The following is an 18,374-nucleotide window of genomic DNA, read 5'->3' on the forward strand; positions in this document are numbered from 1 at the left end:
CACACCGACACAGGTTCTTCGACTAAATTGGGGAGCCGAGAGCAGAGCGTATTCGAATCCGCTTCGACTCTGTGGGAAACTGCGGCGGAAACGCCGTAGCGCCGCCTGCCGGTGGCGCATACGAACTCATCCGGGCACGGGGCGATCCCCCGCGGCCCGACCGATCGCGTGGACCGGACGCGGTGGCCAATCTCAAGCCGCCGCGGGTATGCGCGCGTCGAACCTGTCGGCTACAACCTTGGGAGGTACCCCGGTGTCCACACGAATTGTCATTCTCGGGGGAGGGCCCGCGGGCTACGAGGCCGCGCTGGCCGGCGCCCAGTACGGAGCGGACGTCACGGTTGTCGATTCCGACGGGCTGGGCGGTGCCTGCGTGTTGTTCGACTGCGTCCCGTCGAAGACCTTCATCGCTGCCACCGGCGTGCGCACCGACATGCGCCGCGCCAACGAAATGGGCGTGGAGATGAAGTTCGATCCCGCCGCATACCGCCTCGACCACGTGAACTCCCGCGTCCGCTCTCTCGCGCAGGCGCAGTCCGCCGATATCCGCTCGCAGCTGCAGCGCGAGGGAGTCCGGCTGCTGTCGGGCAAGGGCCGGATCGTCGACAACCAGCCGGGTCTGGCGGCGCACGAGGTCGAGGTCACCCTCGACTCGGGCAAGCAGCTCAGGCTCGACGCGGACATGATCCTCCTCGCCACCGGTTCGAGCCCCCGCGTGCTGCCCGACGCGCAGCCGGACGGCGAGCGCATCCTCACCTGGCGGCAGGTGTACGACCTCACCGAGCTGCCCTCTCACCTCGTCGTCGTCGGCTCGGGTGTGACGGGCGCCGAGTTCGTCTCCGCGTTCACGGAGGTCGGCGTCAAGGTGACGATGGTCTCGAGCCGTGACCGTGTGCTCCCGCACGAGGACGCCGATGCCGCATTGGTGCTCGAGGAGGCGCTCTCCGAGCGGGGCGTCTCGCTGGTCAAGCATGCCCGCGCCGACGTCGTCGAACACCACGAGGACGGGATCATCGTGCGGTTGTCCGACGGGCGCACCGTGAAGGGATCGCACGCGCTGATGTGCGTCGGCTCGATCCCGAACACCCAGGATCTCGGCCTTGAGAACGTGGGGATCAAGCCGCTCAAGAGCGGGCACATCCCCGTCGACCGTGTCTCCCGTACCTCGGCGCCCAACATCTACGCCGCGGGCGATTGCACCGACCTTTTCCCGCTGGCCTCGGTCGCCGCGATGCAGGGGCGCATCGCCATGTACCACGCGCTCGGCGAGGGAGTGAGCCCGATCAAGCTGCGCACGGTCGCCTCCGCGGTGTTCACCCGCCCGGAGATCGCCACCGTCGGTATCTCGCACGCACAGATCGAATCCGGCGAGGTCCCTGCCCGCGTCGAGGTGTTCCCGCTCTCGGGTAACCCGCGCGCGAAGATGCGCTCGGTGCGTCGCGGATTCGTCAAGCTCTTCTGCCGCCCGGCCTCGGGTGTCGTGATCGGCGGTGTCGTAGTCGCACCGACCGCCTCGGAGCTGATCCTGCCGATCTCGGTCGCCGTGCGCAACCAGCTCACCGTGTCCGACATCGCCGCCTCGTTCTCCGTATATCCCTCGATGTCGGGATCGGTGACCGAGGCCGCGCGCCACCTCATGCGCCACGACGATCTGGACTAGCCCGGCGTCATAAAACGATGAAACACCGCGCCCGGCCGGAAACACGTACTCCAGCGTGTGTGTTTCCGGCCGGGCGCGGTGTTGTGCGCCGAAAAGCGAAGCCATCGCAGGGTAGGGCACGGCAGGAATGGCGCCCACGCGCCCTCTCGGCGGCCTACGCCCAGTCGAAGGTGCGCTCGACCGCCTTGTTCCAGCGGTCCCACAGCCGCGTGCGATTTTCGTCGTCCATCTGCGGAGTCCAACGCTTGTCCTCGCGCCACAGCCCGCGCAGCTCGTCGGTCGAGTCCCACACCCCGGCCGCGAGACCCGCCGCGTAGGCGGCGCCGAGCGCGGTCGTCTCGGTGATCTGCGGGCGCACAACCTCCAGGTCGCAGATATCCGCCTGGAACTGCATGAGCAGCTCGTTGAAGACCATCCCGCCATCCACGCGCATCTCGGAGGCGGCGTGCCCCGCGTCGGCGACCATCGCCTCGACGACCTCGCGGGTCTGATAAGCGGTCGCCTCGAGCGCCGCGCGGGCGATGTGTCCGGCGGAATTGAACCTGGTGAGGCCCACGAGGGCGCCGCGTGCGTCGGGCCGCCAGCGCGGGGCGAGGAGACCCGAGAAGGCGGGAACGAGGTAGCAGTCCCCGTTGTCCTCCACCGATTCGGCGAGCTTTTCCACCTCCGCGGAGGTGGAGATGATGCCGAGATTGTCGCGCAGCCATTGCACGAGCGAACCGGTGACGGCGATGGACCCCTCGAGCGCGTAGCGGGGGTTCTCGCCGTCGCGCTGGTAGGCGACGGTGGTGATGAGGCCGTGCGAGGATCGCTGCCGTTCGGTACCCGTCGACAGGAGCAGGAAATTGCCCGTTCCGTAGGTGTTCTTCGCCTCTCCGGCGTCAAAACACGTTTGTCCGAACATCGCCGCCTGCTGGTCGCCGAGGATGCCGCACACGGGCGTGCCCGCGAAGATCCGCCCCGGTGCGACAGTGGCGAGCTCGCCGGAGGAGGGCACGATCCGCGGCAGCATCGATGCCGGAATCCCGAGCGCCGAGCACATTTCCTCCGACCAGTCGAGCGTCTCCAGGTCCATGAGCATGGTGCGCGAGGCGTTCGTGACATCGCAGATATGGTCGGGATCGCCGGAGCCGGCCGGCCCGCCGCTGGTGCTCGACGTGCTGGTCAGCCGGAACACGAGCCACGAGTCGATCGTGCCGAACGCGAGCTCCCCGGCCTCGGCCCGCTCGCGGGCGCCGGGAACGTTGTCGAGGATCCACCGCACCTTGGGGCCGGAGAAATAGGTCGAGATAGGAAGCCCCGTGATCTCGCGGACCCGTTCCTCGCCACCGGTGATCGTCTCGGAGAGGCGATCGCAGATCTCACCGGTGCGCACATCCTGCCAGACGATCGCGTTGTAGACCGGCTCGCCGGTGGCGCGGTCCCACACTACGGTCGTCTCGCGCTGGTTGGTGATCCCGATCGCCGAGATCTCCGACGGCGTGAGATCCGAGCGCATGAGCGCCTCGGTCATCGCCGAGCGGACGTTGCGCCAGATCTCGAGCGGATCGTGTTCGACCCAGCCGGGATGCGGGAAGATCTGCGAGTGTTCGAGCTGCGTGATGGAGCCGCGCACCGGCACACTGTCCCGGTCGAAGATGATCGCGCGCGACGAGGTCGTGCCCTGATCGAGTGCGAGGACGTATGAATTGGCTGCCACGTGCCTCACACTATCGCCCCAAAGGGCCGCCAGGTCCCAGGTTCGCCGCCAAGTTTTCCGGTGAACCTTTCGAACCTGTGCGCAGATCGTCGTATCGTGGAAGTGAGTGCTTGCAGGAGTCGATTTCCTGTTAGCCACCGGCAAGCGCCGCGGGGTGCGGCGCCGTCAACTTCCCTGGGGGATACACGCGATGCCATCTGGTTCCGCTCCGTTGTTCGACAGCGCCGACCTTTCTCCGGTGCAGCGCGAAAACTCCTGGTCACGTCTGCGTTCAGAAGAGTTCGACGTATTAGTCATCGGGGGCGGCGTGGTCGGAGCCGGTGCGGCGCTCGATGCGGCCTCGCGCGGCCTGCGGGTCGCGCTTGTCGAGGCGCGGGACTTCGCGGCCGGTACGTCCTCGCGCTCGTCGAAGATGTTCCACGGCGGGCTGCGTTACCTCGAGCAGCTCGATTTCGGGCTCGTTGCCGAGGCACTGCACGAGCGCGAACTGTCCATGAGTCGCATCGCCCCGCACCTGGTCAAGCCGTTGGAATTCCTCTTCCCGCTCACCCACAGGATCTGGGAGCGCCCATACATGGCCGCGGGGTTCGTGTTGTACGACGTCATGGGCGGTGCCAAGAGCGTCCCCGCGCAGAAGCACTACAGCAAGGCCGGTGCGATGCGCGTCGCGCCGGGCCTGCGCGACGGCGTGCTCGTCGGCGGGATCCGCTACTGGGACACGCTGGTCGACGACGCCCGCCACACGCTGACACTCGCGCGCACCGCCGCGCACTACGGCGCGATCGTGCGCAATTCGACCGAGGTCGTCGGGTTCTTGCGCGAGGGGGAGCGGGTGCGTGGAGTGCGGCTTCGCGACACCGAGACCGGCGACGAGATCGAAACCCGTGCGGGCGCGGTCATCAATGCGACGGGAGTGTGGACCGACCAGCTCCAGACGCTCGCCGGGTCCGATTCCGGGCTGCGGGTGCGGGCGTCGAAGGGCGTTCATATCGTCGTCGCCCGCGAGAAGATCGACTCCTCGGCCGCGCTCATCCTCCGCACCGAGAAATCGGTGTTGTTCATCATCCCGTGGGGCGCGCACTGGATTATCGGCACGACCGATACCGACTGGAAACTCGATCTCGCTCATCCGGCCGCGACCAGCGCCGACATCGAATACATCCTCGGGCATGTCAATAACGTGCTCGCCGAACCCATCACCCGCGACGACATCCAGGGCGTGTACGCGGGGCTGCGCCCGCTGCTGTCCGGGACCTCCGATTCGACCACGAAGCTCTCCCGCGAGCACGCCGTGCTGCCGGTCGCGCCCGGGATGATCGTCGTCGCGGGCGGCAAGTACACCACCTACAGGGTCATGGCGGCCGATGCCGTCGATGCGATCACCGAATTCGTCGGCAAGGACGTCGGCTCGAGTGTGACGGCGGAGCTGCCCCTTCTCGGGGCCGGCGGATACCGCGCGCTCGTCAACCGGATCCCGCTGCTCGCGAGCCAGTGGGAGGTGGGAGAGGACGTCGTACGCAGGTTGCTCGATCGCTACGGCTCGCTCGCCGGCGAGATCATGAAACTCGCTGACGAGCGCCCCCAGCTGGCCGCGCCATTGATCGGCGCGGAAAAGTATCTCGAAGCGGAGGTCGCCTACGCCGCCGCCAGAGAGGGCGCTCTGCATGTCGAGGACGTCCTCGTGCGCCGCACCCGCGTGTCGATGGAGTACTCGCACCGCGGCTCGGAGAGCGCGCAGCGGGTCGCCGAGATCATGGGAGCCGAGCTCGGCTGGTCGCAGGAAAAGGTCGACGCCGAGGCGCAGTTGTACCGCGAGCGCGTGGTGGCGGAATTGATGTCGCAGTCCTCTGCCGACGACAACGAGGCCGACGCGCTACTGCGCAGCGCCCCGGAGGCACGCACCTCGCTCGTCGAGTCGTCTATTCATCCTGCCGGTAAGTAGCGACGACGAATCGTTCGATCGCCGCGAAGGGGCCGGCGAATTCCTCGTCCGGTTCTGCGTGGGCGGGGGAGGCGGCCAGGGTGAGATCGTCGCGTCCGACGTCATAGGTGATGATCGCCAGGCACGTGACGTCGGTCTGTGCGCACACGGCCCAGGACAGCTCGGTTTCCTCGGCCCAGCCGCGCGTGAATTCGTCGATGCGCGCGAGCGCTCGTTCCGGGGTGAGGCCGAGAATCTCACCGGTCGCCGCAGTATCGTCGATCCTGTCGTCGACACGTAGCGCGCGCAGGTAGAAGCCGCCCGCGTTTACTTCGATCGGTTCCAACGTCGCCTCAATTCGTGCGTGGGGTAAATGGCGGCAGGCGCCGGGGGCGAGGCGGTGAGGCCCTGCCCGCGGCGCCTGCGCGCGTGGGTTCGCTTGCCGGGTTACTTGATCTCGCAGATCGCGGTTCCCTGGGAGACGGCCGCGCCCGCCTCGACGGAGATGGATTCGACCTTGCCGTCCTTGTGGGCGGTGACGGGGTTTTCCATCTTCATCGCCTCGAGCACGGCGACGAGGTCACCGGCAGCAACCTCCTGGCCCTCTTCGACGGCGACCTTGACGACGGTGCCCTGCATCGGCGCGGTCACGGCGTCGCCGGAGGCCGAGGCGCCGGCAGCGGCCTTGCGGGTGCGGGACTTGGCCTTCTTGCGGATGTTTCCGCCGGCCGCGCCACCGAAGGCGAGGTCTCCCGGCAGGGTCACCTCGACGCGGCGCCCGTCGACCTCGACGACCACGGACTTGCGCTCTACCTGCTCGTCGTCACCGGCGGGGGCGCCGCCGGAGAACGGCTCGATCTCGTTGTTCCAATCGGTCTCGATCCACTTGGTGTAGACGTCGAACGACTTTCCATCGCCCTGGAACGCAGGGTTGGAGACGATGTGGCGGTGGAATGGGATGACCGTCGCCAGGCCCTCGACCTTGTACTCGTCGAGCGCGCGTGCGGCGCGGGCGAGCGCGGCGTCGCGGGTCTCTCCCCACACGATGAGCTTGGCGAGCATCGAGTCGAACTGGCCGCCGATCTCGTCGCCCTCGCGCACGCCGGAGTCCATGCGCACGCCCGGGCCCGCGGGCTCTACATAAGTCGTGATCTTGCCGGGGGCGGGGAGGAAGCCGCGGCCGGCATCCTCGCCGTTGATGCGGAACTCGAAGGCGTGGCCGCGCGGGGTCGGATCCTCGGTGAACTCGAGCTCCTCGCCCTCGGCGATCTTGAACTGCTGGAGCACGAGGTCGATGCCCGCGGTCTCCTCGGTGACGGGGTGCTCGACCTGGAGGCGGGTATTGACCTCGAGGAACGAGACCGTGTCGCCCTGGACGAGGTACTCGACCGTACCCGCGCCGTAGTAACCGGCCTCGCGGCAGATCGCCTTCGCCGACTCGTGGATGCGGCTGCGCTGGTCATCGGTGAGGAACGGGGCCGGGGCCTCCTCGACGAGCTTCTGGAAGCGGCGCTGCAGCGAGCAGTCGCGCGTACCCGCGACGATCACGTTGCCGTGCTGGTCGGCGATAACCTGGGCCTCGACGTGGCGGGCCTTGTCGAGGTACTGCTCGACGAAGCACTCGCCGCGGCCGAACGCGGCGACCGCCTCACGCGTGGCGGACTCGTACAGGTCCGGGATTTCCTCGATCGTGTGGGCGACCTTCATGCCGCGACCGCCGCCGCCGAACGCGGCCTTGATCGCGACGGGCACGCCGTACTGCTTGGCGAACTCGACGACCTCGTCGGCGCCCGATACCGGGTCCTTCGTGCCGGCGGCCATCGGCGCGTTGGCGCGCTCGGCGATGTGGCGGGCGGTGACCTTGTCGCCGAGGTCGCGAATCGCGGACGGCGGCGGGCCGATCCAGATGATTCCCGCGTCGATCACTGCCTGCGCGAAGTCGGCGTTCTCCGACAGGAAGCCGTAGCCGGGGTGGATCGCGTCCGCGCCGGATTTCTTCGCGGCGTCGATGATCTTGTCGATCACCAGGTACGACTCGGCCGAGGTCTGGCCCCCGAGAGCGAAGGCCTCGTCGGCGATCTGCACGAACGGCGCATTCGCATCCGGCTCGGCGTACACGGCGACGCTAGCCAGTCCCGCGTCCTTGCAGGCGCGTACTACGCGCACCGCAATCTCACCGCGGTTGGCGACCAAGACCTTGCTGATGGTTTTGCTTGCGTGGGACGGCACGTTAAATCTCCTGGCTTTGAATGGTCGTGGAAAGTGTAAAAGGTTTGAGTGTTACTTGTATCGCGACCGGCGCGATGGTTTTCGAGAAAGTCATGACGGCGGAGGTGGCTGCCCGCTCGTGGCAGCCGCGCCCGAGTGCTCTGAATTCCAGAGCTCGGACACCGAGACCCCGACGCGGTCCAGCATGCGGCGCAGCAACGGCAGTGACACGCCTATCACGCCCGAGGGGTCGCCCTCGATCGCGTCGATGAACCACGCGCCCTTCGCCTCCAGCGTAAAGGCGCCGGCGCACTCGAGCGGCTCCCCGGTCTCCAGGTAGGCGCGCAGGTCTCGGTCGGAGGGCGTGCCGAAGTGCACCGTGGTCGTCGACCATTCGGTGATGACTCGCCCGACGCCGGTATTGGCGTGTGGTCCGGGCCCGTCGATGGCGACCTCCGCCAGCGCGTGTCCGGTGATGAGGTGCGCGGACCTGCCCCGAATCGACTGCCACCGTTCCCATGCGCGCTCCACCGTGTGCGGCTTGCCGAGTAATTCGCCGTCGGCGAGGAGCATCGAGTCGCAGCCGAGTACGTAGATGCGCTCGGCGCCGGTCTCCCGGGCGACGGCGGTCGCGTGCTCGGAGGCGACCGCATGCGCCTTTGCGCTGGCGAGTTCGGTGACTACCTGCTCCTCGGGAAGGTCCGCGGGCAGTTGCGAGACGATCTGATCCTCGTCCAGCGCGGACGGGATCACACGCGGCGAAATCCCGCCGGAGCGCAGAAGGCCCAGGCGAGAAGGGGACGCGGAGGCGAGTACGAAAACGGTGGTCATGTGGCGCGGGTCAGAGCAGCTTCGAGTCGAGGAACGAGGACGTGGAATTCCAGAACACGCCACGGGTCTTTTCGGCGGCCAGACCCCAGTCGTTACGGGTGCCGGGCGAGGGGTTGCGCGCGGCGACGGCTGCATTGCCCTCGGCGAGCGCGAACACGGCGCTGAGGATTCCGACCTGCTCTGCGGTCGGATTGCCGCCCACGATCTCGAAGTACGGCGAGGCCGCGCCCTGGCCCTGCTGCTGCGGGGAGTTCTGCGCCGCGCTCACAGCGGAATGTTCCCGTGCTTGCGCGCCGGAACCGGCACGACCTTCCGGTCGAGCAGGCGCAGGCCCTGGGCGATCTGGAGGCGAGTGTGTGACGGCGGGATGACGGCGTCGATGTAGCCTCGCTCTGCCGCGACGTAGGGGTTGACCAGGGTGTCCTCGTACTCCTGCTGGAGCTCGAGGCGCTTGGCGGCGACGTCCTCTCCGGCGGCCTCTGCGTCCTTGAGCTGCTTGCGGTACACGAACCCGACGGCGCCGGAGGCGCCCATCACGGCGATCTCGGCGGTCGGCCATGCGAGGTTGACGTCGGCACCCATGTGCTTGGAACCCATCACGTCGTACGCGCCGCCGTAGGCCTTGCGCGTGATGACGGTGATCTTGCCGACTGTCGCCTCGCCGTAGGCGTAGAGCAGCTTCGCGCCACGGCGGATGATGCCGTTGAACTCCTGGTCGGTGCCGGGCAGGAAGCCGGGCACGTCGACGAGGGTGACGATGGGAACGTTGAATGCGTCGCAGGTGCGAACGAAACGCGCGGCCTTCTCTGCGGCCTTGATGTCGAGGCAGCCCGCGTACTGGGTCGGCTGGTTGGCGACGATGCCGATGGAGCGCCCTTCGACGCGACCGAAACCGACGACGACATTCTGGGCGTACCCGGACTGGATCTCGAGAAACTCCTCGTCGTCGACGATGTGGTCGATGACGGTGTGCATGTCGTACGGCGCGTTAGACGAGTCCGGGACGAGGGTGTCGAGCTCGAGGTCGGACTCGGTGAGTCCGTCCTCGATCGTGCCCTCGTGCACGAAGGCATCGTAGCGAGGAGCCTCTGCGCGATTGTTCGACGGAAGGTAGCCGAGCAGGTCACGCACGAAGTCGAGGGCGTCCTGTTCGTCTTCGGCCGTGTAGTGGGAAACTCCGGACTTCGCCATGTGCGTTGCGGCACCACCGAGCTCTTCCTGCGTGACCTGTTCCCCGGTCACGGTCTTGATGACGTCCGGACCCGTGACGAACATGTTCGACGTGCCGTCGACCATCACGGTGAAGTCGGTGAGTGCAGGGGAGTAGACGTGGCCACCGGCGGAGGGGCCCATGATGATGGACACCTGCGGGATCACTCCCGAGGACTGGACGTTGCGGTGGAAGATCTCTCCGTAGAGGCCGAGGGAGACCACGCCCTCCTGGATGCGGGCACCGGCGCCGTGGTTGATGCCGATCATCGGCCGGCCGGTCTTGAGCGCGAGGTCCATGACCTTGACGATCTTCTCGCCGTACACCTCGCCGAGTGCGCCACCGAATACGGATGCGTCCTGCGAGAACACGCACACCTCGCGGCCGTCGATAGTGCCGTAACCGGTGACCACCCCGTCGCCGGTCGGACGCCGCTCGGCGAGACCGAAGTTCTGCGAACGGTGCTTGGCCAACGCGTCTATCTCCACGAAAGAGCCGGGATCGAGTAGATTCTCGATCCGCTCGCGGGCCGTCAACAGGCCCTTGTCGTGGACCTTGTCGACCGCGGCCTGCCCCATCGGGGCATGGGCCTCGTCGAGTCGGCGCCGAAGGTCCGCCAGTTTTCCGGCTGTCGTGTGGATGTCAATGGGGGCGTCCTTGCCACCCTCATCCGGTTGTGAGGCAATCGTCATGTTGTCGACTCTATCGGTTGACGCCGTCGGCGTGGAGACGAACCTCTACGTTCGGCCCGATAATCCTTCGGCAAGGCAATGTTATCTTTCTGTAATCCCAGTTGGGGCCGCGTTCGCCGCGCCCGGAAGGGCAGGGATCCACAATGGAACACTCCGGGGCACGGTATCGCACTCCGAGTGTCGCCGAGGAGCACTAGGCTGGGAGCGTGTTCAACGACATCTCCAGACCCCCGCTGCGCGAAGCCGAGCTCCGTTCGGCTCTCGTCGACGGTCCGCTCGCCGACTACTCGGAAGTCCGGGTGGTGGAGGAGATCGGGTCCACCAATGCCGCGCTACTCGAATACGCAACGACCGGAGACGGGGACCGATCGGCACTCATCGCCGAGTTCCAGAGTGCCGGGCGCGGCCGCTCCGGGCGTGAATGGACGGCCCCGGCCGGTAGTCAGGTCGCGCTGTCGGTGCTCATTCGCCCGGGGGCGATCCACCCCGATCTCTTCGGCTGGCTGCCGCTTGTCACCGGTCTCGCGGTGCGCGATGCGCTCGCGGGCAGCGCGGGGCTCGAGGCGTCGCTGAAGTGGCCGAACGACGTCATGGTCGAAGACGGCGCCGAGGCACGAAAGATCGCCGGCATCCTCGTGGAGATGACGACGGTCCCCGCCGAAGGCGTGTATTCGATGTCGCTGCCCGCGATCGTCGTCGGCGTCGGGCTCAACGTCTCGCTGCGTGCCGAGGAGCTGCCGGTGCCACACGCGACCTCGATCGATCTCGAGCGTGCGAAGCAGGGCCTGGACCCCGCGGACCGGCTCGTCGTGGCGAAGGAGCTATTGCGCGCGCTCGCCGTGCGCCACGATCAGTGGCGAGCATGCGAGCGAGGTTCGGGATCGGTCATCTCCGACGAGCTGTATTACGAGTACATCGACGCCTGCTCCACTGTGGGGCAAGACGTACGGGTAGAGCTTCCCGGCGGCGAGACCAAGACGGGCAATGCCACCAGGATCGACCGTTCCGGCCAGCTCGTCGTCGACACCGGCGAGGGCGAAGAGCCGTTCGTCGTCGCGGCGGGCGACGTGCACCACGTGCGGCGCGGCAGCGGTTATTAGGGGCGCGATGCGTCTTCCCTTCAGACCGGACCGCCCGCCGGAACACGTCCTCATCGAGACGAGGCCGCATTGGCGCGGCCTCGTGCGCCCTTCCCTCGTCGCCGTCATCGGGGCGGGAATCGCCGGACTTGCCGGAGGCTTCGCCGAGCTACAAGCGCCCACGTATGACGGCGGGGATACGTTCACCCCCATCATCGTCGCCATCGCGGTCCTCTATCTCCTCGTCGTTCTTCGGTTCACGGTCGTGCCGTGGATGCGTTGGCGAAGCCAGGTCTTCCTCGTCACCGATCAACGCCTCGTCGGACGGTCGGGAATCGTGAGCAAGAATCGTTTCGAGATGCCGCTCGGACGGGTCAATGCGGTCCAGTACAGGCACACGGTGTCGGACAGGGTCTTCGGGACGGGCACATTGATCGTCGAAACGGCGACCGGCGACTATTTCGAGTTCCCCAACCTGCCCAGCGTTTCCGCAGTACACGAGGTGCTCTATCAGCTCGTCGCTCCCGCGCGCAGGCCGATGCGTTAGCCCGTGCGGGGTAGTGGCGGCACGCGGACGGTCGAACGTGCGAAAATGGGCGGCGTGACTTCCTCCAGCGATCCCGCCAACGCCCCCGCACAGTCGTCCGCCGCCCGCCGTAATCCCCTGGGGATGCCGGTCGTGGGAATGATCGGCGGAGGCCAGCTCGCGCGGATGACCCAGCCCGCCGCGCTCGCACTGGGGCAGTCGCTGCGCGTACTCGCCGCCTCCGAGAGCGAGTCCTCGGCGCAGTCGACTCCGGACGTCATACTCGGTTCGTTCGACTCACTCGAAGACGTGCAGCGGTTCGCCGCCGGGTGCGACGTCGTCACCTTCGACCACGAGCACGTGCCCCAGGAACACCTGGCCGAGCTCGTGGCGTCCGGCGTCAACGTGCAACCGCCGCCGCAGGCGCTGCTGCACGCGCAGGACAAGCTCGTCATGCGCACTCGTCTCGCCGAGCTCGGAGCGCCGGTCCCGGCGTTCGCACCCGTGGAGTCCCCCGAAGATGCCGTCCGCTTCCTCACCGAGAACGGTGGCACCGCAGTGCTGAAGGCGCGCCGCGGCGGCTACGACGGCAAGGGCGTGTGGATGCTCACCAGCGTGGAGGACGCCCACGCGATCACCAGCGAACAGCTCGCGGCGGGGGTGCCGCTCATGGTCGAGCAGCGGGTGTTCTGGCGCCGCGAGCTCTCCGCTCTCGTCGCCCGCTCGCCGTTCGGGCAGGGAGCTGTGTGGCCGGTCGTGGAGACCATCCAGCAGGGCGGCATCTGCCACACGGTCATCGCACCCGCGCCGGAACTCACCGACGAGCTGCGGACGCAGGCACACGCGCTCGCGCTCACCATCGCCGGGGAGCTCGGCGTGACCGGGGTGCTCGCCGTCGAGCTCTTCGAGTACGTCGGCCAGGACGGCACTCCCGGGATCCTCGTCAACGAGCTCGCCATGCGCCCCCACAACTCGGGGCACTGGACGCAGGACGGCGCGATCACCTCGCAGTTCGAGCAGCACCTGCGCGCCGTGCTCGACTATCCGCTCGGTTCAACGCTCCCGCTCGTCCCGCTCACGGTGATGGCCAACGTGCTCGGCGCCGACCAGACCCCGGCGATGAGCATGGACGAGCGCGTCCACCAACTGGGCGCCCGCTTCCCGCACGTCAAGGTGCACCTCTACGGCAAGGAAGAGCGGCCGGGCCGCAAACTCGGCCACGTCAACGTCGTGGGAAGCGATGTGAGCTCGGAGACCCTCGGCGAAACCCGCGCGGTCGCCGATCTCGCCTCGTACTGGCTCGCCACCGCGACATGGGCCGATGGCTGGGACCCGCACGAGGGCGCGCCCGCCGGCGAATTCACCCGCACGAGCTAAGGAGCAGTTGTGAGCAACAGCCATCAGGAACTCAGCCAGCAGTCGCTGGTCGAACGCGACCCGAACGCGCGTAGGCCACGGGTGGGGCTCATCATGGGCAGCGATTCGGATTGGCCGGTCATGGAAGACGCGGCACAGGCGTTGCTCGAGTTCGACGTGCCCTTCGAGGTCGGGGTCGTCTCCGCGCACCGCACGCCCCGGAAGATGCTCGACTACGCAGAGACCGCCGCGGATCGCGGAGTGCAGGTCATCATCGCAGGCGCCGGCGGTGCCGCGCATCTGCCCGGAATGGTCGCCGCGGCGACGCCGCTGCCCGTGATCGGCGTTCCCGTTCCGCTGGCCAAACTCGACGGAATGGACTCGCTGCTGTCGATCGTGCAGATGCCTGCCGGCGTGCCGGTGGCGACCGTGTCCATCGGCGGCGCGAACAACGCGGGACTTCTCGCCGTGCGAATCCTCGCGGCGTCGGACCCCGAATTGCAGCGCAGCATGCGCGCGTTCCAGAGTGACCTCGAGCAGAAGGTCCACGAGAAAGACGAGGCGCTGCGCCTTCGCCTACTGGGCTGAGCACCGGTTAGCATGAGGTAACGAACATTAACTCGATTAGGAGGAACCAGAGTGTCTGGTAACCCGGATTTCGATCTCTATCAGCCGGCCGAGGAGCACGAAGCGCTCCGCGAGGCGATTCGCGCGCTGGCCGAAAAGGAAATCGCGCCGCACGCCGCGGACGTCGACGAACAGGAGCGATTCCCGCAGGAGGCGCTCGACGCGCTCAACGCCTCCGGCTTCAACGCCGTCCACGTTCCCGAGGAATACGGGGGACAGGGCGCCGACTCGGTCGCCACGTGCATCGTCATCGAGGAAGTTGCCCGCGTCTGCGGTTCCTCCTCCCTCATCCCGGCGGTGAACAAGCTCGGAACGATGGGCCTCATCCTCAATGGCGGCGAGGACCTGAAGAAGCAGGTTCTGCCCGAGATCGCCGAGGGCAAGATGGCCTCTTACGCGCTGTCCGAGCGTGAGGCGGGCTCCGACGCCGGCTCGATGCGCACCCGTGCCCGTAAGGACGGCGACGACTGGATCCTCAACGGCAACAAGGCATGGATCACCAACGGCGGCATATCTACCTGGTACACCGTCATGGCGGTCACCGATCCCGAGAAGGGTGCCAGCGGCATCTCCGCATTCCTCGTCAACAAGGACGACGAGGGCTTCGGCGTGTCCAAGACCGAGAAGAAGCTCGGCATCAAGGGCTCTCCCACGGCGGAGCTCTACTTCGAGGATGTCCGTATCCCCGGTGACCGCATTCTCGGCGAAGAGGGCACCGGTTTCAAAACGGCGCTTCGCACCCTCGACCACACGCGTCCGACCATCGGTGCGCAGGCCCTGGGTATCGCGCAGGGCGCGCTCGACGCGGCGATCGAGTACACCAAGGACCGCAAGCAGTTCGGCCAGTCCATCTCGGACTTCCAGAACACCCAGTTCATGCTCGCCGACATGGCGATGAAGATCGAGGCCGCGCGCCTTATGGTCTACACCGCCGCCGCGAACGCCGAGCGCGGCTTCGCCCCCGGAAATCAGAAGCTCGGCTTCATGGCTGCCGCGTCGAAGACCTTCGCCTCCGATGTGGCCATGCAGGTCACGACCGACGCCGTTCAGCTCTTCGGCGGCGCAGGCTACACCCGTGACTTCCCGGTCGAGCGCATGATGCGCGATGCGAAGATCACGCAGATCTACGAGGGCACCAACCAGATCTGCCGCATGGTCATGGCACGCCAGGTCATCGGCAAGTAGGCCCCTGCCGGTCACCGTCGGCGCTTAGTCGTCGACTTTCTCCGCCGCCCGGATGTCGTCCAGCCACGACGTCCGGGCGGCGTCGTCTGTCGGACCACCCGTTGCAAGAACCAGCGAGCCGCCCGCGGCGAAGGTTCCCACCACCGTCTCGACCATCTCGGCCGTGCCCGGGTCCACGCTCAACACCCGACCAGGTCGCTGGATGACGGCGGAGGTGTCGATCCAGCTCAGCGGCCGCTGCGCCCCGGCCCCGGGGGACGGCGCGAAGGAATCGGGGAAGATCCGCGCCTCGGACACGAGCGAGGAGACCCCCGGCGGCAGATCGAGCGGGGCCATCGCGAACGCGTCGAGCCCGGCGACGTAGAGTTCGTCGGCGTCGTCGTGGGCACCCAGCCTATCGATCGTGCAAATCGTGGCGACCGGTTCGGAATCGGCATCTCCGCCGTCATGGGTGGATTGTTCTGCGGCGGAGCCGGCGAGTCGCACGCTGCACCCGGCCCACCAGATGCCCAGCGGGATGGCGGCGGCCAGCCAATGCGGTGACAGGTCGATCGCGACCTCGTCACCGGGGAGCGCGCCGATACCGTCGCGGAGGAATCCGGCGATCTTGGCGGCCCAGTTCAGCGACGTCACGACCGATAATTCGATGCGCGAATCCTCCGCCGCGTCGTAGTGGGTGATGAGCGGCGCGGCCGGGTCCGCGGCCATGCGCGGGGCGAGGAGATCGTCGGTAAACGTCATGGACGCGATGGTAACCGACGCCGGACGCTAGCGGACGTCGGCCGTCGGCCCGCGTAGGTGCAACACGCTAGTTCACGCAGGGGACGTTCTGGGTCGCGTCGAACTTCGGCCGCTCGGCGATCTCCGGCGGGAGCTCGCTGCCGGAGGCCTGGACCCAATCGGGGTTCTCGCCCTCGGGGGCCTCGCCTTCGGCGCCGGCCTGCTCGCCCTCGGCGCCCATCGAGGCGCGCGGTCCGGTGTAATCCTCGGCGATGACGACGCGCACGGCACCCGGGGGCAGACTGAAGTCCGATTGGATCGGCAGCCCGCCGAGTGCCTCGGAGACCTGTTCCGCCTCGTCCGAGGTCGCCGACGCTGCGAAGACCTGGCTCGTGGTGGCCGACTCGGGCTCGCTGAGCAGCTCGCCCGGCACGTAGCCCCCACCGGTGAGTGCCTGCTGCACGTCGTCGGCGAGACCGTCCATCCACGTCGCGTTGACGACATCGACCGTGACCTGGCCGGGGTCGACATCGAGCCCGGCGGCCTTCGCCTCCTCGGACGCGGCGGCCGCGGCGTCGACCCCGCCGAACCCGGCGACGAAGCGATGGACCTCGTTCTTGTCGACGGTCACCACGGACTCGCCGTAGGCGCCGGTGGCGTCGATGGCGGTCACCGGGATCGTCTCGAAGCTCACGTCATCGCCCGAGATGTTCTGGAGCTGCACCGCGAAATCGATGACATCCCAGTTCTGGTCGATGACGAGCGAGCGGGACACCGCGCTGTTGAGCGCTTGCAGCTTGCCCGGGTCGGTAAGCGTGCCCGTGGACAGGATGCGGCTCGCGAGCTGAGACATGTACACCTGCTGGCGGACGATGCGGTCGAGGTCGCCCGCGGGCAGGTCGTGGCGCTGGCGCACGAAACTCAGCGCGTCCGATCCGGAGATGGTCTGCGGCCCGGCGGGGAAATTCGCGCCCGAGAGCGGCTCGTCGACCGGCTCGTTGAGGCACACCTCGACGCCGCCGACGGCGTCGGTGAGGAGGACGAAACCGAGCAGCCCGATCTCCGCGTAGTGGTCGACCTGCACGCCGGTGAGGTCCTGGACCGAATCGACCAACGTCTGGCGCCCGGCCGAGATCGCCTCGCGGCGCAGATCGTCGTCCGCCTTCGAGTCGTCGATGATCTCCTCTCCGGCGTCGTTGACGGTCATCTCCTCGGGATCGTCACCGATGCCGCCGTCGACGAGTACTTGGTTCTTCGACTGCCCGTAGACGCCGTTGATCTTCGTCGGACCGAGGTCGGGGTTGTTGATGTAGGTATCGCGCGGGATCGACAGCACGGTCGCCGAGGATCCGTCGTTGGGGATGCGCACGAGCAGGATCGTGTCCGTGTTGTCCGTGGCCTCGTCGCCCGTACGCAGCAGCTGCAGATCCTCCTCGGACAAGGGGTTGCCCTGCGCGTCGGTACGGGTATCGGAGCCCACGAGAAGGATGTCGACCGCGCCGTCCTCGCCGTCTCCGTGGAAGCTCAGCGAGCTGTCCTCGGCGATCGAGGATTCGAGGCTGCGCACCATCGTCCAGCCGACTCCGGTGACCGTCAGGGATACCACCGCCGCGACTGCGGCGGCCCCGCGGCCGATCGTTTTGGCGGATCGTGACAGTGCCATAGACGAATCTGTTCCTTCTTGCTTGAGCGTGGCCGACCTAGCCGTGTGATTGCCCGGCGATCAACGTGAAATACCAAGGATAAGGTATCCGCCCTTTATGGTGGCAAGCGTGACGCCACGCCTTGCAGTGATTACCGTGACTTTTTCTCCAGGCAAACACCTGGAGGCGCTGATCGACTCGATCGGAAAAGCGACCTCGCGCGAGACGGTCGTCGTCTGCGCCGACAACGGCTCGACCGACGATTCGCCGCAACGGGCAGCCGAGTCGCACGACCACGTCGAGTTCTACCCCACAGGCGGAAACCTCGGCTACGGCACCGCGATCAACCGGGCGTACGAATGGCTGTCCGGCCCCGCTTTCGCCGGCCGGATCGATGCCGAATGGATCCTCGTCGTCAACCCGGATGTCGAGTTCGGGCCCGGCTCGATCGACACGCTTGTCGACGCCGGACGCCGCTGCCCCCGGGGAGGGGCCTTCGGGCCGCGGATCGTGGAAGGCGACGGCAGCACGTACCCGTCGGCACGGGCGGTCCCGCGCCTCCGGACAGGCATCGGACACGCGCTCTTCGGGACGGTGTGGCCTGCAAATCCGTGGTCCCGGGATTACCGCCAGGGCGAGGAGATGGACCACGAGCGCCTCGCCGGCTGGCTGTCCGGCTCGTGCCTGCTCATCCGGCGAGAGGCCTTCGAGGCGGTCGGCGGGTTCGACGAGCGATACTTCATGTATTTCGAGGACACCGATCTCGGGGACCGACTGCACCGTGCCGGCTGGGATAATGTTTACGTGCCTGGCGCCGTGATCAACCACGACCAGGGTCACGCCGCCAACGCGGTGCCGGAGAAAATGCTTCCGGCGCATCACGCCAGCGCCTACCGTTTCCAGGCGGACCGCCACCGGGGCCCGCTGCTCGCGCCGCTTCGGTGGACACTCTGGCTGGGGCTCCGCCTGCGGCAGCGAGTCGCTCTGCGCGCGGCGCAGCGCGCGCCGAAATAGAAC

At 67.5% G+C, this 18,374-nt stretch carries 16 protein-coding genes; 8 read left to right on the forward strand and 8 right to left on the reverse strand.

Going from position 1 to position 18,374, the window contains the following annotated elements:
• The first annotated feature begins 208 nt into the window (after window positions 1-208).
• Window positions 209-1,660, forward strand: coding sequence for an NAD(P)H-quinone dehydrogenase (locus BJL86_RS04955; RefSeq protein ID WP_197487653.1), 1,452 nt, complete (start codon window positions 209-211; stop codon window positions 1,658-1,660).
• 154 nt (window positions 1,661-1,814) lie between these two features.
• On the opposite strand, the gene glpK is transcribed toward BJL86_RS04955, so the two are convergent.
• Complete coding sequence (gene glpK, locus BJL86_RS04960; RefSeq protein WP_067477898.1) at window positions 1,815-3,359, reverse strand: glycerol kinase GlpK; 1,545 nt, start codon at window positions 3,357-3,359, stop codon at window positions 1,815-1,817.
• A gap of 190 nt (window positions 3,360-3,549) precedes the next feature.
• Here glpK and BJL86_RS04965 point away from each other — a divergent pair, with 190 nt between their 5' ends.
• On the forward strand, window positions 3,550-5,301 hold the full coding sequence (locus tag BJL86_RS04965) for a glycerol-3-phosphate dehydrogenase/oxidase (protein ID WP_067477896.1): 1,752 nt from the start codon (window positions 3,550-3,552) through the stop codon (window positions 5,299-5,301).
• On the opposite strand, the gene BJL86_RS04970 is transcribed toward BJL86_RS04965, so the two are convergent.
• The 5 genes from BJL86_RS04970 to BJL86_RS04990 all read right to left on the reverse strand — a co-directional run bounded on the left by BJL86_RS04970 (window position 5,279) and on the right by BJL86_RS04990 (window position 10,221).
• Window positions 5,279-5,626 carry a hypothetical protein gene (locus BJL86_RS04970; protein ID WP_075844859.1) on the reverse strand — a complete coding sequence of 116 codons (348 nt, stop codon included), beginning with the start codon at window positions 5,624-5,626 and terminating at the stop codon, window positions 5,279-5,281. The two genes, BJL86_RS04965 and BJL86_RS04970, sit on opposite strands and share 23 nt — an antisense overlap.
• A 101-nt stretch (window positions 5,627-5,727) precedes the next feature.
• Window positions 5,728-7,509, reverse strand: a complete 1,782-nt coding sequence (locus tag BJL86_RS04975) for an acetyl/propionyl/methylcrotonyl-CoA carboxylase subunit alpha (RefSeq protein ID WP_067477891.1) — start codon at window positions 7,507-7,509, stop codon at window positions 5,728-5,730.
• A gap of 90 nt (window positions 7,510-7,599) precedes the next feature.
• Window positions 7,600-8,319 carry a Maf family protein gene (locus tag BJL86_RS04980; protein ID WP_067477888.1) on the reverse strand — a complete coding sequence of 240 codons (720 nt, stop codon included), beginning with the start codon at window positions 8,317-8,319 and terminating at the stop codon, window positions 7,600-7,602.
• A gap of 10 nt (window positions 8,320-8,329) precedes the next feature.
• Window positions 8,330-8,587: an acyl-CoA carboxylase subunit epsilon gene (locus BJL86_RS04985; RefSeq protein WP_067477885.1), complete on the reverse strand. Its 258-nt coding sequence runs from the start codon at window positions 8,585-8,587 to the stop codon at window positions 8,330-8,332.
• Window positions 8,584-10,221, reverse strand: coding sequence for an acyl-CoA carboxylase subunit beta (locus BJL86_RS04990; protein ID WP_067477882.1), 1,638 nt, complete (start codon window positions 10,219-10,221; stop codon window positions 8,584-8,586). Before BJL86_RS04990 ends, BJL86_RS04985 begins: the two co-directional genes overlap by 4 nt.
• Before the next feature lie 206 nt (window positions 10,222-10,427).
• On the opposite strand from BJL86_RS04990, the gene BJL86_RS04995 reads away from it, so the two are divergent.
• From BJL86_RS04995 to BJL86_RS05015, 5 genes are read left to right on the forward strand one after another with little or no spacing between them, the layout of a single operon-like run.
• Entirely contained in the window at window positions 10,428-11,321 is an 894-nt protein-coding gene (locus tag BJL86_RS04995) for a biotin--[acetyl-CoA-carboxylase] ligase (protein WP_067477879.1), read from the forward strand.
• Between the two features lie 7 nt (window positions 11,322-11,328).
• On the forward strand, window positions 11,329-11,847 hold the full coding sequence (locus BJL86_RS05000) for a PH domain-containing protein (protein ID WP_067477877.1): 519 nt from the start codon (window positions 11,329-11,331) through the stop codon (window positions 11,845-11,847).
• A 45-nt stretch (window positions 11,848-11,892) separates the two neighbouring features.
• Window positions 11,893-13,203, forward strand: a complete 1,311-nt coding sequence (locus BJL86_RS05005; RefSeq protein ID WP_197487652.1) for a 5-(carboxyamino)imidazole ribonucleotide synthase — start codon at window positions 11,893-11,895, stop codon at window positions 13,201-13,203.
• Window positions 13,204-13,248: 45 nt separating this feature from the next.
• Complete coding sequence (purE, locus tag BJL86_RS05010) at window positions 13,249-13,770, forward strand: 5-(carboxyamino)imidazole ribonucleotide mutase (protein WP_257787302.1); 522 nt, start codon at window positions 13,249-13,251, stop codon at window positions 13,768-13,770.
• 51 nt (window positions 13,771-13,821) lie between these two features.
• Complete coding sequence (locus BJL86_RS05015) at window positions 13,822-14,994, forward strand: acyl-CoA dehydrogenase (RefSeq protein ID WP_067477874.1); 1,173 nt, start codon at window positions 13,822-13,824, stop codon at window positions 14,992-14,994.
• A 24-nt stretch (window positions 14,995-15,018) separates the two neighbouring features.
• Here BJL86_RS05015 and BJL86_RS05020 read toward each other — a convergent pair whose 3' ends face one another.
• Window positions 15,019-15,735, reverse strand: a complete 717-nt coding sequence (locus tag BJL86_RS05020) for a TIGR03089 family protein (RefSeq protein WP_067477871.1) — start codon at window positions 15,733-15,735, stop codon at window positions 15,019-15,021.
• A gap of 67 nt (window positions 15,736-15,802) precedes the next feature.
• Entirely contained in the window at window positions 15,803-17,377 is a 1,575-nt protein-coding gene (locus BJL86_RS05025; protein WP_067477868.1) for an LCP family protein, read from the reverse strand.
• A 97-nt stretch (window positions 17,378-17,474) separates the two neighbouring features.
• Between BJL86_RS05025 and BJL86_RS05030 the strand changes: the two genes are divergently transcribed.
• Window positions 17,475-18,371: a glycosyltransferase family 2 protein gene (locus BJL86_RS05030; RefSeq protein ID WP_067477864.1), complete on the forward strand. Its 897-nt coding sequence runs from the start codon at window positions 17,475-17,477 to the stop codon at window positions 18,369-18,371.
• Window positions 18,372-18,374: the final 3 nt, after the last annotated feature.

Origin of the sequence: Dietzia timorensis (assembly GCF_001659785.1) — a bacterium.
In the GTDB taxonomy this organism is placed as follows: domain Bacteria; phylum Actinomycetota; class Actinomycetes; order Mycobacteriales; family Mycobacteriaceae; genus Dietzia; species Dietzia timorensis.